Annotated in this window: 12 protein-coding genes; 3 read left to right on the top strand and 9 right to left on the bottom strand. The window is 66.8% G+C overall.

Annotated elements, in window-relative coordinates; genetic code table 11:
• Positions 1-28: 28 nt before the first annotated feature.
• The 3 genes from ABDW49_RS06830 to ABDW49_RS06840 form a co-directional block, all read right to left on the bottom strand.
• Positions 29-556 carry a DUF3237 domain-containing protein gene (locus tag ABDW49_RS06830; protein WP_343610666.1) on the bottom strand — a complete coding sequence of 176 codons (528 nt, stop codon included), beginning with the start codon at positions 554-556 and terminating at the stop codon, positions 29-31.
• A gap of 19 nt (positions 557-575) precedes the next feature.
• Positions 576-1,973, bottom strand: coding sequence for an aldehyde dehydrogenase (locus ABDW49_RS06835; protein WP_343610667.1), 1,398 nt, complete (start codon positions 1,971-1,973; stop codon positions 576-578).
• An 81-nt stretch (positions 1,974-2,054) separates the two neighbouring features.
• Positions 2,055-2,966: a helix-turn-helix domain-containing protein gene (locus ABDW49_RS06840; RefSeq protein ID WP_343610668.1), complete on the bottom strand. Its 912-nt coding sequence runs from the start codon at positions 2,964-2,966 to the stop codon at positions 2,055-2,057.
• 78 nt (positions 2,967-3,044) lie between these two features.
• Here ABDW49_RS06840 and pobA point away from each other — a divergent pair, with 78 nt between their 5' ends.
• From pobA to ABDW49_RS06855, 3 genes are all read left to right on the top strand, one after another.
• Entirely contained in the window at positions 3,045-4,214 is a 1,170-nt protein-coding gene (gene pobA / locus ABDW49_RS06845) for a 4-hydroxybenzoate 3-monooxygenase (RefSeq protein ID WP_343610670.1), read from the top strand.
• Positions 4,215-4,418: 204 nt separating this feature from the next.
• Positions 4,419-7,322 carry a DUF3857 domain-containing protein gene (locus ABDW49_RS06850; protein WP_343610671.1) on the top strand — a complete coding sequence of 968 codons (2,904 nt, stop codon included), beginning with the start codon at positions 4,419-4,421 and terminating at the stop codon, positions 7,320-7,322.
• Positions 7,323-7,406: 84 nt separating this feature from the next.
• Positions 7,407-8,171 carry an STAS/SEC14 domain-containing protein gene (locus tag ABDW49_RS06855; RefSeq protein ID WP_343610672.1) on the top strand — a complete coding sequence of 255 codons (765 nt, stop codon included), beginning with the start codon at positions 7,407-7,409 and terminating at the stop codon, positions 8,169-8,171.
• Positions 8,172-8,186: 15 nt separating this feature from the next.
• On the opposite strand, the gene ABDW49_RS06860 is transcribed toward ABDW49_RS06855, so the two are convergent.
• The 6 genes from ABDW49_RS06860 to ABDW49_RS06885 all read right to left on the bottom strand — a co-directional run bounded on the left by ABDW49_RS06860 (position 8,187) and on the right by ABDW49_RS06885 (position 15,250).
• On the bottom strand, positions 8,187-8,912 hold the full coding sequence (locus ABDW49_RS06860) for a hypothetical protein (protein WP_343610674.1): 726 nt from the start codon (positions 8,910-8,912) through the stop codon (positions 8,187-8,189).
• 353 nt (positions 8,913-9,265) lie between these two features.
• Entirely contained in the window at positions 9,266-9,964 is a 699-nt protein-coding gene (locus tag ABDW49_RS06865) for a glutathione S-transferase (RefSeq protein WP_343610675.1), read from the bottom strand.
• Positions 9,957-11,216 (bottom strand): MFS transporter, encoded by a 1,260-nt coding sequence (locus tag ABDW49_RS06870; protein WP_343614190.1) that lies wholly within the window; start codon positions 11,214-11,216, stop codon positions 9,957-9,959. The genes ABDW49_RS06865 and ABDW49_RS06870 overlap by 8 nt, the downstream gene beginning before the upstream one ends.
• Positions 11,217-11,248: 32 nt before the next feature.
• The gene (gene egtB / locus ABDW49_RS06875; protein WP_343610677.1) at positions 11,249-12,514 is read right to left on the bottom strand and encodes an ergothioneine biosynthesis protein EgtB; all 1,266 of its coding nucleotides are present in this window, start codon (positions 12,512-12,514) and stop codon (positions 11,249-11,251) included.
• A gap of 4 nt (positions 12,515-12,518) precedes the next feature.
• Positions 12,519-13,532 carry an L-histidine N(alpha)-methyltransferase gene (egtD, locus tag ABDW49_RS06880; protein WP_343610679.1) on the bottom strand — a complete coding sequence of 338 codons (1,014 nt, stop codon included), beginning with the start codon at positions 13,530-13,532 and terminating at the stop codon, positions 12,519-12,521.
• Between the two features lie 170 nt (positions 13,533-13,702).
• Positions 13,703-15,250 (bottom strand): DHA2 family efflux MFS transporter permease subunit, encoded by a 1,548-nt coding sequence (locus tag ABDW49_RS06885; protein WP_343610680.1) that lies wholly within the window; start codon positions 15,248-15,250, stop codon positions 13,703-13,705.

The following is a 15,250-nucleotide window of genomic DNA, read 5'->3' on the forward strand; positions in this document are numbered from 1 at the left end:
TGTTATAGTCAATAGCGATATTTGCCGCTTACCGCACCACGAACACGTCGATCCGCACCTCATGCGGCAGGCGGATGCCGCGTGCGACAAAGGCATGGCGGGTCAGCCAGTCATGCGGGCCCGGCTTGACGGTAAAGCGCGGCGTGGTGCGGAAATAATAGGCCGAAGGATCGACCTCCACACCCCGCGCCAGCTTCTCGCTGACCTCAGGGCTGGCGACGCGCACGCCCGGATTGCTGATCTCGATCACCGTGCCGTCCGCAGCCTTGAGCGCATAATGCGCCTCGACATGGGTGAGGCCATCGGGCTCGATGCTCTGCCAGTCGCCGCCGCCGGGCAGGACGGTGCCCTGCAGCATCGGGCCGGTGATCGTGCCCCCGGTGATGCCGATATAGCGCCGCCGCGCACCATCGACCGAGCCCATCTCCAGCGGCGGATCGAGGGTGATCTGGGCGCTGAAGGCATACTCAAGCTGAGGGGCGGGGGGCGGGGCAGGCTCCCCCGCCGCAGCGGATGAGGCCAGCAGGGCGGCGGCCATCGAAAGGCTGTTGCTCATGGGGCTGTCCTTTCGCGGATCAGATCGGGAAGTGGCCGGGCTGGGTTTCCATGGTGATCCAGCGGGTCTCGGTGAAGCTGTCGATGCCCTGCATGCCGCCGAACTTGCCATAGCCGCTGTCGCCCACGCCGCCAAAGGGCATCTGCGCCTCGTCATGCACGGTGGGGCCGTTGATATGGCAGATGCCTGCCTTGATCTGGCGCGCCACGCGAAGCCCGCGCGCGCCGTCTCCGGTGAAGACCGCGCTGGAGAGGCCATAGGCGCTGTCATTGGCGATCTCGATGGCATGGGCTTCGTCGCGGGCGCGGATCATCGCGACCACCGGGCCGAAGCTTTCGTCGCGGTAGAGGTTCATTGCCTCGGTCACGCCATCGACCACGGTGGCGGGCATCAGCACGCTCTCGGCCTGGCCGCCGGTGAGGAGCTTGGCGCCCTTGGCGGTGGCGTCCCCGATCAGCGCGTTGACGTGGTTGACGGTCTTGATGTCCACCACGGCGCCCAGCGGCGTGGTGCCCTCGCGCGGATCGCCGGTGGTCATGGAAGCGACCTTGGTGGCGAATTTCTCGGCAAAGGCATCGGCGATGGCGTCCACCACGATGATCCGCTCGGTGGACATGCAGATCTGGCCCTGGTTCATGAAGGCGCCGAAGGCGGCGGCCTTCACCGCCTCATCCAGATCGGCGTCATCCAGCACCAGCAGCGGCGCCTTGCCGCCCAGTTCGAGCAGGCAAGGCTTCAACTGCTCGGCGGCGCGCTTGGCGATGATGCGGCCCACGGTGGTGGAGCCGGTGAAGTTGATGCGTTTCACTGCAGGCGCGTCGATCAGCGCGCCGACGATCTCTCCGGCGTCAGCAGGCGCATTGGTGACGACATTGACCACGCCCTCGGGGAAACCGGCTTCGGCAAAGGCCTCGATGATCAGGGCGTGGGTGCGCGGGCAGATCTCGCTGGCCTTCAGGATCACCGCATTGCCGCAGGCCAGCGGCGTGGCGATGGCGCGCACGCCAAGGATGATCGGCGCATTCCACGGCGCGATGCCCAGGATCACGCCCACCGGCTCCTTCAGCGCCATGGCGAGACAGCCGGGCTTGTCGCTGGGGATCACCTCGCCGCGGATCTGAGTGGTGAGGGCCGCAGCCTCGCGCACCATGCTGGCGGCCAAGGTCAGGTTGAACATGGCCCAACCGGCGGTGGCGCCGATCTCGCCCATCATCGCCTCGACGAAGGCATCCTTGCGGGCCAGCAGCGCATCGGCGGCCTTGGCCAGCACGGCGCGGCGGGCGTTGGGCCCCATGGCGCCCCAAGCGGGCTGCGCGGCCCCAGCCTTGGCGGCAATGGCGGCGGCATCGGCCGCAGTCATCGCCGTGGCGGTGGAGGCAACGGCCCCCGTCAGCGGATCAAGGCGCGTGAATTCCATCTCGACTCTCCCAGAGTTCATTTAGCTATGATTGATAGCTTAATTTAAGGCCGCGCCTAGCCCCTTTTTGCGAGGGTTGTTTCAGCCTTGCGATGAACTGTCGGCTGCGGGCTTGTCGCGCTCCATGCGGGGACGATGGCCGGTCATGCGCAGATAGAAACGCGAGAAATAGGAGGGGTCGCCAAAGCCCAGCTCCTGCGCCACCTGCTCCACGCTGGCGCTGGTGTAGCGCAGCAGGCGCTGGGCCTCCAGCGTCAGTCGCCGGTTGATCAGATCGAGCGGGCTGCAATCCAGCCGCGCCCGGCACAAGCGGCTGAGGGTGCGCGGGGTGCAGCCGATGCTGGTGGTGTAGAACTCCAGCGGGCGATGGTCGCGCAGATGGGTCTCGATCATATGGCGGAATTGCGTCAGACGGCGGTCGTCCCGGCTGTGTGGATCGGCGTGCTCGGGGGCGGGGAGGCTGCGCACCAGCGCCTCGGCCAGGGCGTGGATTAGCGCTGGCTGGGTCTGCCAGTCCTGCATCAGCGCCAGCATCTCGCCCGCCAGCATCGCGATGCGGGCCATGGCGGCGGGGGGCAGGGCGCCATGCCCCCCCGAGGTCAGCCAGCGGCGCAGCGGGTCCTCCGGGCCATGCGCGCGTGCCAGGAAGTCCTGCGAGAGCGTCATGATATGGCCCACCGTATCGGGGCGGAAGCGGAAGCCATGCACGCTGCCCACCGGCAGGGTGACGAAACCGGGCGGGGAGAGGGCGAAACCTTCGCCATCCAGCGTCACATCGGCATGGCCCTCTGTGACAATAAGCACCTGAATTCCATGGTCGTGGCGGTGCGGCTTGATCTCCCAGTCATGCAGGCTGGAGCGGATCGCAATCGTTTCGATATGCACGAAACCGGCGCTGCTTTGCGCTTCCGCGTCGCTGTAGAGGCCATAGGTGGGGATGGGAGGAGACGTTGGTCGCATGTCCGGAAAGTACCAATACAATGTCTGTCTCATCCCTTCTGCCTGTGGCTGCGCGGTGTCAAGTTTTGGGCAAGCGCTGCCTCGATACGGCGGCATGGCAGGAGAGAGGATATGAAGACCCAGGTCGCCATCATTGGCGCGGGGCCCGCCGGTATGTTGCTGGGCCATCTGCTCAAGGCGGAGGGTGTCGATTGCGTCGTGCTGGAGCGTCAGACCGGCGATTACGTGCTGGGGCGCATCCGCGCGGGCGTGCTGGAAGAGATCACCGTCAGCCTGATGCAGCGGCTGGGGCTGGACCAGCGGCTGAAGGCCGAAGGTCTGGTGGAGGACGGCTTCAACCTTGCCGATGGCGAGCGGCTAATCCGCATCGATATTGCCAATCTGACCGGCAAGCACGTCACCGTCTATGGCCAGACCGAGATCACCCGCGACCTGATGGAAGCGGCCCCCTCGCGCGGGCTGGAGGTGATCTATCAGGCCGGCGATGTCGCGCTGCACGGGATCGACAGCGATGCGCCCTATGTCACTTTCACGGCAGACGGCGTCGAAAAGCGCCTTGATGCACGCTTTATCGTGGGCTGCGACGGCTATCACGGCCCCAGCCGCAAGGCCATTCCGGCCGGCGCCGCGCAGGAGTTCGAGCGGGTCTATCCCTTCGGCTGGCTGGGCATTCTGGCCGATGTGAAGCCCTGCTATCATGAGCTGATCTATGCCAACCACGAGCGCGGTTTTGCTCTGGCCAGCATGCGCAGCCCGACGCGCAGCCGCTATTACGTCGATGTGCCGCTGACCGAAAAGGTCGAGGACTGGACCGACGACCGCCTCTGGGACGAACTGGCCACCCGCCTTGGCCCTCAGGCCGCTGCGGGCATGACGCGCGGCCCGAGCATCGAGAAGTCGATCGCCCCGTTGCGCTCCTATGTCTTCGGGCTGATGCGCCATGGCAGCCTGCTGCTCTGCGGAGACGCCGCGCATATCGTGCCGCCCACAGGAGCCAAGGGCCTCAATCTGGCCGCCAGCGATGTGCATTACGCCGCCGAGGCCTTGACCGCCTTCTTCCGCAAGCAGGATGGCGAGGGTGTGGCGCGCTATTCCGACAAGGCGCTGGCCCGCGTGTGGAAGGCGGAGCGGTTCAGCTGGTCGCTTACCAAGCTGATGCACCGCTTCCCCGAGGATGGCCCCTTCGAGCGCGCCATGCAGGTGGCCGAGTTGGACTATATCTCCACCAGCAAGGCGGCGCAGACCTCGATTGCGGAAAATTACGTGGGCCTGCCGGTCTGACAGAAACGGGGGCGTCATGCGGCGTCCCCCGCCTATCGACCTGAAACGGTGCGCGGCGGTTGGTTAATACCATGAACAGATGCCGCACACCTCGATGATATTCTCTGAAACGACTTGAAAAACATTCTGAAATGATATGATCTCCGGCGCGGGATAGGTGGGGCGCTGTGCGGCCCGTCATCGCCTTGTCCCGGAGAGTTTGCGATGAGCCTGCCGGTTTTGCGTCCCTCGACTGCCTCCGCTTTCCCCAAGACCACACCCCGATCCAGACGATCCGCTTTCCGCATGGCGCTGCTGCCGATGCTGCTGGCGTCCGGCGCGGGGGCGGCATGGGCGGGAGACCAGCCGCTTTACCAGCCTGCGCCCGACTGGGTGGTGCCCACGCCTCAGGCCGATGCCGCGGGCACCGCGCCGGGCCAGCCCACGCTGCGCACCTTCGATGTGCAGAAGCGCATCGATCATGGCGAGGTCTGGACCTATGTCGTCACCGCTTTCCATGTCGACACGCCCGAGGGACTGGCCTCGATGGGCACCTCCAAGCTGCAATGGTCGCCTGATCATGGCGATCTCATCATCCATGGCGTTACCATCCTGCGCGGGGGCAAGCGGATCGATGTGATGGCCTCGGGCGCGCGCTACACCGTGCTGCGACGTGAGGCGAAGCTGGAATCGCTGCAGCTTGACGGCACGCTGACCGCGACGCTCTCGATCGAGGGGCTGCAGGTGGGCGATATCGTCGAGACCCGCTTCTCCACCACCCAGAAGGATGCCGCGCTGCAGGGCCATGTCAGCACGGCGACGCAACTGCTGCCTCAGCCGATGCAACTTGGCTTCGGGCGGGCGCGGGTGCTGTGGAGGGATGGCGACAAGGTCCGCTGGAAGACCTATCTGGAAGGCGTCACGCCGACCGAAAGCGAGATCAAAAACAACGGGGCCGGCTGGCACGAATGGCAGGTGTCGTTGCCCGTCGCCAAACAGCCCGATGCCGCCCCGCAGGCGCCCGACCGCTACAAGATCCAGACCGCCGCCGATTTCACCGATTTCGCCGATTGGGCGGACATCAGCCGCACCATGGCGCCGCTCTACCGGATCGACACGCCCTCCGCCGCGATCAAGCCGGGCGGCGATCTGGATCAGGAAATCGCCCGCATCGCGGCGGCCAGCACCGATCCGCGCCGCCGCACGGCTCTGGCGCTGCAACTGGTGCAGGACAAGGTGCGCTATTTCGCGGTCTCGATGAATGGCGGCAATCTGGTGCCCCAGACCCCCGAGCAGAGCTGGGCGCTGCGCTATGGCGACTGCAAGGCCAAGACGCTGTTGCTGCTGGCGGTGCTCCACAAGCTGGGCATCGAGGCGGAGGCGGCCCTGGCCGGTCTGCAGAATGGCGACCGCATCCAGGGCAGCCTGCCCACCGTGACGGCGTTCGACCATGTGATGGTGCTGGCCCATGTCGGCGGCGCGACCTTGTGGCTCGACGGCACCGGGCTGGGCAGCCGCGAGGCCGATCTCGACGATGTGCCCGCCTATGGCTGGGTGCTGCCGGTGCGCGCCAAGGGTGCCGATCTGCTTCAGGCCCCGGCGCGGCCGCCCGCGCGGCCCACGGCGCAGGTGCATTACGATGTCGACATGCGCTCCGGCATCGGCATGCTTTCAACCTTCAAGGTCAGCCTGGTGATGCGCGGCGGCGGGATCGGCGTCATCAGCACGGCGCTGGCCAATCTGGATCAGGAGGGCAGGGCGCAGATCCTGCGCACCATCCTGACCGGCGTGCAGGGCAACACGCAGAGCCGCCGTATCTTTGTCGAGCCGCAGTTCAGCTATGACGCGGCTGCCGGAACCGGCACGATCACCGCCAGCGGCGTGGTGCTCTCGAACTGGACCCGCGCCGACAGCCGCTACAGCTTCGATCCGCGGCTGGTGCAGCCCGACAGCTTTCCCGACCGCTCGCGCACCATCTGGCAGGCGATCCCCGTCTCGCTGGGCAAGCCGCAATATGGCCTGACCGAGGAGACTTTCGTGCTGCCCGGCCAGGGCAAGGGCATCGTCATGCAGGGCGAGGCCGATGTGAAGCGGCCTTTCCCCTCGGGAGGCAGCAGCCGGGTCCATGCCGAATTGCGCGACGGGGTATGGCATCTGGCGATGGAGCATCAACGCGGCGGAGGCGAGATGCCTGCCGCCGACATTCCCGCCATGCGCCGTCAGGATGCCGATTTCATCGCCCGCCTGCCGCGCCTGCGCACCGATGCGGGCTATCCGGCGCCATGGCAGGCGGTCGAGTCGGGCAAGCGTGACCATCTCTTCGACACCGCCGAGGGGCTGCTGACCCGCTGGATCGCGGAAAAACCCGATGAGGCCGAGCGCTATCGCCTGCGCGCCGCTTTCTACAGCGAGATTTTCGAGCGGCAGAAGGCTATCGCCGATCTCGACAAGGCGCTGACGCTGAAAGGCGACCGGCAGTTCTATCTGCAGCGCGCCATTCTTCATGAACAGCTTGACGACAAGCAGCATGCGGTCGCCGACCTGAAATCGGCCTATGATCTCGACCCTTCGGATCTGGTGACCGTCAGCCGCCTGTCCTACATTCAGGCCTGGGCGGGCGGCGCCGATGAGGCGCTGGCGCGGCTCGACGGCCTGCTGGTCAATGGCGGCGAGAAGGAGCCCTTCTATCTCGCCCGCAAGGCCGAGGTGCTGGCGCGGCGCGGCGATGCCACGGGCGCGGTGGCGGCGATGGATAGCGCGCTGGAGCGGCGCTCGGGCAATGCGGTGCTGCTGGCGGATCGCTGCTGGGTGAAGGCGCTGCTCAATGTCGATCTCGACAATGCGCTGGGTGATTGCAACCGTGCGATCCAGATTGGCGTGAACAACACTGCCGCGCCGCTCAACAGCCGGGGGCTGATCCAGTTGCGCCAGCATCACGCCAAGGAGGCGGTGGCCGATTTCACCGAGGCGCTTGACCAGCGGCCCGGCAATGCGGTCGATTATTTCATGCGGGCGCTGGCCCGGCGTGAGGCGGGCGATGGCGAGGCGGCCAAACGCGATCTGGCCTCGGCCCGGTTGCTCAACCCGGCGATCGACCAACTCTATGCCAGCTTCGGTCTGCGCTGGTAGGCGCCGGGCGGGAAAGCTGCCGGTCTATGGAACTTCCCGCCCCGGCATGACCTCCATCTCGGGAGTGGAGGAAAGGTGCGTGTCATGTTGACCCAATTGCCCGGAACGGATGATCTGATTGCCCTCTCGATCGAGGGCGGGCTGGACAAAGCGGATGTCGAGCGGGCGATGGCCCTGCTCGACGCCGCTCTGGAGCGTGGGGGGAAGGTCCATCTCTTTGTCGAGGTGAAGGGCTTTACCGGCATGCCGCTGGATGCGTGGCTCGCCGATCTGGGGCATGGGTTTCGTTATCTGACGCGGCTGAAACAGTTCGGGCGGGTGGCGATCGTCAGCGACCAGAACTGGATCAGGGCCACCTCGCGCCTGGAAAGCATGCTGCTGCCTTTCGTCACCTATCAGGTCTACATGCCCGAGCAGCGCGACCATGCGCTCGCCTGGGCCAAGGGTGAGGTGCCCGAGCCCACCCCGCCGGTGCTGACCATCACGGGCCCTGAGCCGGACGGCATCCTCACCTTCGAGGTCGACGGGCGGATCACCTCGGAAGCGGTCGAGGCCTTTGCCGCCCATATCGCCGGGCTGGCGCTGGCGGATCGCTCGCTGCGGGTGCTGGCGCGCATCCGCCGTTACGACGGTTTCGATCCGGCGCTGCTGGTCGATCCGCGCACGCTGGATCTGAAACTGTCGCTGCTCAGCCATGTGGCGCGTTATGCGCTGGTGGGCGGGCCGGACTGGATGGGGCGGCTGGCGACACGCGCCAATCCGCTGCTCAAGATGGAGCTGCGCCATTTCCCCGAAGGGCAGGACAGCGCGGCGCGGACATGGCTGCGCGAAGGGGTTGCCCCGGTCTAAAGGGGCTCCGGCGCCTCAGGGCTGGGGCGGGCGCTGGTAACGCCTTTCGCGCAGCGGCTCCTCGCTGGGTTCGACCTCCAGCACCACCTCGCGATAGCCCTGCGAGCCCATTTCGGTGGCCAGCACGCGCGCGGTAAAGCCCACGCCCGAGCCATAGATCGCCTCGCGCAGCCAGCTATCGTGCCCGATATAGCCGATCACGCGGCCATGCAGGTCGACGGCGGCGATGGCCGCATTGTCGTGCGGATTGTCGGCTTCCAGCTCAAGGGTGACGGGGATGCCTTCGCGCAAGGCATTGATGGCCCATTGGTGATCCTGCTCGCCGGTCAGCCCGATCATGAAGGCGTTGGGGTTGCCGATGCTCTGCACCATGCCGAAGCTTTCCGAATCGCCGGGCAGCAGCGGTTCGTCGGCGCCCAGCAGCATCGCGGGCTGGGGTTCGGGCGCGGGTGCCGCAGCCGGGGCGGGCGTGAAGACCGGCGGCGCGGGGAACTCGGCCTCGGGCATCGCTGCTTCGGGCGGGGGCGGCGCCGGGGTGAAGACCGGGGCAGGCGCGATGGGCTCGGGCTGAACCGGCTCCGGCTGCACGATGACAGGCTGCTCGAAAGCGGGCTGCTCGAAGGCCAGCGGCTCGTCATGGGGTTGCAGGGCCTCGGGGGCCTGCGGTGTCGGCTCTGGAACCTGCGGCGTGGGGTCGCTTTTTGCCCAGCCTGCAAACAGTCGCTTCAGAAAACCAAACATGCTTCTTCCCTTCGCATCGCCCGTTCCACGCAGATTCAGCGCGGCGATGTCGGTTGCCGATATGCGCCCAGCTCGGGGCGATGCAAGCCAAACCCGTGCTTGACAGGCTCAAGCCCGGTTTTGTGCGGTCTTGGCCGCCTGCGCAAGAGCCAGCGGAGAATCGCGATGGAGTGAGGCACCGAGCCGAAAGCGGAAGAAAACCGGAAAAAGCGTGCCCGGAGGTGGCGCTGAGCCAGATCCCGGCACGCAGGGTTTCGCTTGATCGGGTCGCATGGATGCAGAGCATCCGGGGAAGAGACGCATCGCGGCGAAGATTGTTCCCGCCTCCGGTCCCCACTTTTTCGCACGATGCTCTAACCCACCACCTTGCGCAATGAAGCCTCGATCTGGCCGCCGCACCAGGCATCGCCGTAAAGCGCGCGGCTGGTCCGGCCGAGGCGCTCCAGCGCGGGCAGGGCCTGCATGCGGCGAGTCAGGCCCGCGATCTGCGGTGCGCTCTGCTCCAGCATCGTGGCCAGCGTGGGAAAACGCTCGCCCATCGTCGCCCAGAGTGTGGCGGTGACGATATCGGCGACGCCTGCCTCGGGCGTGCCCAGCAGGAAGCCTGCATCGTTCTTCAGCCCATGGCGCTCACCGATCGCGGCAAAGATCGCCATCCAGCGCTGCAGGCGCGGCACAAAGGCATCCCATGAGGCCCGGTCCCACATCTGGCTGCCGCCGTCGCGGGTCATCTCATCGAGCACATCATTGGCGTCATTGACCACCTTGGCCGTCAGCGCCCGGCCAGCGGGCGAGGCAGGCAGCAGGCCCAGCGTCTCACCCAGATAGAGCGCGATCGCGGGCATCTGGGCCAGGGCGACATCATGCACATGGTTAATCAGCAGAGGCGGCCCCACGAAAGGGCAGGGTTGCTCGCCGGGGGCCTGTTCCATCAGCGTGACAATCTCTTCGGGGTCATGCTCGCGCCAATCCTTGCCCGCAAAGGACAGGATCGCCCGGATAAACTGGCCGCGAAAGGGCACGGGCCAGTAATAGAGGTCATACTCAGCCATGCGATGTCCTCATCATGCCGCCAGACGCGCGGCGGGCGGTTTCGGGGGCATGCAGCAGCACCGGCGCCACCCCCAGCGCGACCAGAGCGATCAGCGCTCCCGGCACGGCGGGCCAATGCGTGGCGGCCAGCAGCGCATGGGCGGCATAGGGCGCGGCGCCGCCGAACAGGGCCGTGGCGCTGGTGGCGCCCAGCGCCAGCCCGCTCAGCCGTGTTGAGGTGGAGAATTGCTCGGCGGTGGCGACGGCGCCCACCGCGCTGACCCCGCCTGCCAGCGCCGCCAGCACGCAGGCGCCGGCAGCGGCGGGAAGCGGGTCGCCCGAGGCCATCAGGGTGAACATGGCGGCGGGCAGCACCACGCTGCCCGCGCAAAGCGTCAGCAGCACCGGCTTGCGCCCCCAGTGGTCTGATAGCAGGCCGATCAGCGGTGTTACCGCGATCACCACCACGGCGGCGAGGGTGGAGAGGCCCAGCGCGCTGCTGTCCTGGCGCCAGCCCACGCTGCCCAGATAGGCCGGGACATAGGTGATGCCCACGTAATAGGTGATCGAGCCGAGCGCTGAAATGGCAAAGCCCCGCGCGATCCCGGCCCGCTCATGGCGCAAGGCGTGGCGCAGGGGCGAGGTTGCGGATTGCCCCTTGCGGCGCGCTTCCTCGAACAGCGGCGGCTCGGGCAGGGATGAGCGCGCCAGCCAGACCCCGCCCGCCAGCAGCGCGCCGATCAGGAAGGGGATGCGCCAACCCCATGCGTCGAGGCTGGGCTGATCCATCGCGCCTGCCGTCACTGCGCAGACCGCCACCGCCAGCAGGCCGCCGACCTCGCTGGCCGCCGCCGCCAGTGAAGCGACAAGGCCCCGGCGGTGTTCGGGCGCGCCCTCCAGCAGATAGGCGACCACGCCGGTGTATTCGCCGCCCACGCTAAAGCCCATCACGCAGCGCAGCCCCAGCAGCAGCCCGCCCGCCAGCGGCCCGGCCTGCGCGCGGGTGGGCAGGCAGGCCGTCAGCAGCATGGCCAGCGTCATCATCGCCATCGAAAGCAGCAGGGTTTGCCGCCGCCCATGCCGGTCGCCCATATGGCCAAAGACCATCGCGCCCAAAGGCCGCATCAGATAGGCGATGGCAAAGCCCGCCAGCACCTCGCCCAAGGCCTGTGCGCCGGAGCCGAAAAAGCTGCGCGACAGGATCGTCGCGAAATAGAGATAGAGCGTGAAATCATACCACTCCACCACGGTGGAGAGCGCCGCCACCGCCATGGATCGCCGGGATAAGGCCGGAGGTTTTGGGTTCACGCCAAATCCCGTGCCAGCCGCAGGCCCATGAATTGCCAGCGCTGCTCGGGGTGGAAGAAATTGCGGTAGGAGGCGCGCAGATGGCCGCGCGGTGTGGCGCAACTGCCGCCGCGCAGCACGAACTGGCCGCTCATGAACTTGCCATTGTATTCGCCCACGGCGCCCGGAGCGGTCCGAAAACCGGGATAGGGGCGATAGGCGCTGCCGGTCCATTCCCACACGTTTCCGAAGAAGGCCGGGCTAGGCTCTGCGACGGGCCGTACCGCGCCGGGCGCGTCGAGCTGGTGGCCGCTCATCGGATCGTCACCCATGGCTGTGGCCTCCCATTCCACTTCGGTGGGCAGGCGGGCTCCGGCCCAACTGGCGAAGGCGTCGGCTTCATAGAAGCTGATATGACACACCGGCGCCGCCGGATCGAGCAACTTGCGTCCCGCCAGCGTGAACTGGCTCCAGCCGTCCTCCCCGCGCCGCCAATAGAGGGGGGCGGTGATCGCCTGCGTCTGGCGCCAGCCCCAGCCGTCCGAGAGCCACAGGCGCGGGTCGTCATAGCCGCCGCTTTCGATAAAGGCGATCCATTCGCCATTGGTGACGGTGCGGTCGGCCAGGGCATGGGGTGCGAGAAAGGCGGTGTGGCTCGGCCCCTCGCAGTCGAAGGCGAAGCTTTCGGGGGCGGGGAGATGGCCGATCTCGATCAGACCGCTGCGCCCGGCGATCCAGCCTTGCGGTCTGGCGGTGCCGGGGGCGGGGGCATCCTGCGGCCACAAGGCAGGCTCGAGCGGATGGGTGGAGAAGGCGTGGAGGATGTCGGTCAGCAGCAGTTCCTGATGCTGCTGCTCATGATGGCAGCCCAGCCGCACCAGATCGAGCGCGGCAGGGGACAGCGTGGGCAGGGCGGTCAGCAGCGCCTCATCCACCGCCGCGCGATAGGTCAGCACCTCCGCCAGCGAGGGGCGTGAGAGCATGCCGCGCGCCGCGCGCGACAGGCGCACCCCTTCGGCTTCGTAATAGCTGTTGAACAGGAAGGGCCAGTCGGGGTGATGCAGGCGATAGTCGGCCACATGGTCGCGCAGCACGAAGGTTTCGAAGAACCATGTCGTATGCGCCAGATGCCATTTGGCGGGGGAGGCATCCTCCATCGACTGGATCGTGGCATCGGCATCCGACAAAGGCGCGGCCAGCGCCTCGGTCAGGGTGCGGACCTGCGCATAGAGTTCCGCCGTGTGGAGCGGGGCCGTTGCCGGGCGCGGCAGGGTCGAGGCCATGGGGTCAGCGTTCCGCCCGCAGCAGGTTCAGGCTGAACCAGCGGCGCGGATCGGTCCACACCGTATCCACGCTGAAGCCCGCATCGGCGGCCAGAGCGGCAAATTCGCTCAGGCTGTATTTGTGCGAGTTTTCGATATGCAGCGCCTCGCCCGCCGCGAAGTGGAAGCGCTGGCCATCGACGGTGACGGTCTGGTCGCTCTGGCTGACCAGCGAGATTTCGATATGGCCGGGGTCATGCACGAAGCGGGCGCGGTGACGGAACTGGTCGATGTTGAAGTCGGCGCCCAGCTCGCGGTTGGCGCGGGTCAGCACATTCAGGCTGAATTGCGCGGTGACGCCTTGCGCATCGTCATAGGCGCGCTCCAGCGTGGGGACGTCCTTCTTCAGATCGACGCCGATCAGCATCATGGCGCCCCTTTCGTCAAAATGCGAGAGGCGTTGCCGCCACTGGGCGAGGAAAGCACGCGCCTCATGCCGCTCGAAATTGCCGATGGTTGATCCGGGGAAGAAGCAGACATCGCGGGCGGTTGAGGGCGGCAGATCGACATCGCCCAGATAATTGCCGCAGACCGCCGTGACGGCAAGGTGCGGATAGCGCTGCTCGATCGCCTCGGCGGTCGCCGCCAGCGGCACCGGCGAGATATCGAGACAGACATAGCCCGCCGGCGGCAGGCCCTGCGCCATCAGCGCGTCGAGCAGGAACTCCGCCTTGCCGCCAGACCCCGCGCCCAGCTCGATAAAGCGGGCATTGGCGCCGATGCGCCGCGCCATCTGCGGGGCATGCGCGCGCAGCAGCGCCATCTCGGTGCGGGTGGGGTAATATTCGGGCAGCTCGCAGATCGCGTCGAACAGCTTCGATCCGGCCGCGTCATAGAGGAAACGGCAGGGGATCGCCTTGTCCGGGCGGGACAGGCCAGCGAGCAGCGCTTCGAGGAAGGGGGCGGGCGGGGGGGCAGGATGGTCAGGCCGGATCTGGAGAGCGGTGTCTTGGGAGAGGACGTCGATCAGATCGGGCATGCCATGCGCTTTCTGCTTGGGGAGGCCGAGGCATCCCGGTGGCTGCGGTGGTCCGCTTGCTCCTTCAAGTACGAACGGAGGCGGGGAGAAGTTCCGCACAGCTTAACGCAATCAGGCCCGGCACCGCAGATGCGGAACCGGGCCTGACGCGGGGGGGCTGTTTGTTTGGGTTAATGCGCCGCGCTGGTGTCCACCTTGCCGCGCGGACGCGGGGCCAGCCAGATGATCAGCGCCGAGGCGAAGAACAGGAAGGAGGAGGCCAGGAAGATATGCGTCGTGGCCACCGCCGTGCTTTGCGTCGCGATCTGCTGCTCGATCACGCCGCGGATCTGGCCGAGCGAGAAGCCTGCCGTATCCAGCGCGTCACGCGTCGGGCCGGTGTTCATCTGGGAGACCAGCTCGTTGCGCGAAATGCGCGAGTCACTGTCCCATGCCGTGGTGACGATGGAGGTCGCCACCGCGCCCGACAGCGTGCGCAGGAAGCTCATCACACCGGCGGCCGAGGCGGTTTCCTCCGGGCTCACCGCGCCCAGCGCAATGGTCGTCACCGGCACGAAGAACAGCGGCAGACCGATGCCCTGCAGCAATTGCGGGAAGGCGAAGGTCCAGAAATCGCCGCCGCTGTTCCAATGGGCGCGCATCAGCGTGGTGACGCCCAGCCAGGTGATGCCCAGGAACACCAGCAGGCGCGGATCGACCCGCGTCACCCAGCGCGCCACGAAGGGTGACATCACCACTGCCGACATGCCCGAGAAGGCAGTTACGTAACCGGCATAGGTCGCGGTGTAGCCCTGAGAGGATTGCAGCCACTGCGGAATGATCACCGCCGAGGTGAAGTAGGTGCCGAAACAGGCCGCCATGGCCAGCGTCGCCACGGTGAAGCCGCGATGGCGCAGCACCCGCAGATCGACCACCGGATGGGCGTCGGTGAACTCCCAGGCGCAGAAGACCAGAAAGCCGATCGCCGCCAGAATGCCCAGGGCGAGGATGAAGTTGTTGTTGAACCAGTCGCGGTCATGCCCAAGGTCGAGCATGAGCTGCAGGCAGGCCACCCAGCCCACCAGCAGGCCCAGACCCACCACATCGATGCGCGGCTGGCTGGTGGGCGTTTCGGCCGCACGCAGATAGCGCATGGAAATGAACAGGCAGACCGCCGCCACGGGCAGGTTGATGAAGAAGATCCAGTGCCATGACCAGTTGTCGGAGATGGTGCCGCCAAGGATCGGGCCCAGAATCGGCGCCGTCACCGTGGTCATCGCCCACATGCCCATGGCCGCGCCGTGCTTCTCCTTGGGGAAGATGCGCAGCAGCAGGGTCTGGGTCAGCGGCATCAGCGGGCCGCCGCAGAAGCCTTGGCCAAGGCGGCAGATCACCAGCATGGGCAGGTTGGTGGACATGCCGCACAGCGCGGAAAAGATGGCAAAGCCCGCCATGCCCATGATGAAGGTCTTCACCGCGCCATAGCGCAGCGACAGGAAGCCCGTCAGCGGCACGCAGACCGCCTCGGCCACCGAATAGGAGGTGATGATCCAGGTGCCCTGGCTTGCGGAAATCGCGAGGCCACCCGCGATATGCTCCACCGAGACGTTGGCGATGGTGGTGTCGAGCACCACCATGAAGTTGCTCAGGGCCAGCGCGAAGGCCGCGATCAGCAGGGATGTGCCCTGTAGAACCTGATCGGGCGGCAGCGCCGGCTTCTTGGAAGCCGGTTCAGCCAT

This window comes from Novosphingobium sp., from assembly GCF_039595395.1.
In the GTDB taxonomy this organism is placed as follows: domain Bacteria; phylum Pseudomonadota; class Alphaproteobacteria; order Sphingomonadales; family Sphingomonadaceae; genus Novosphingobium.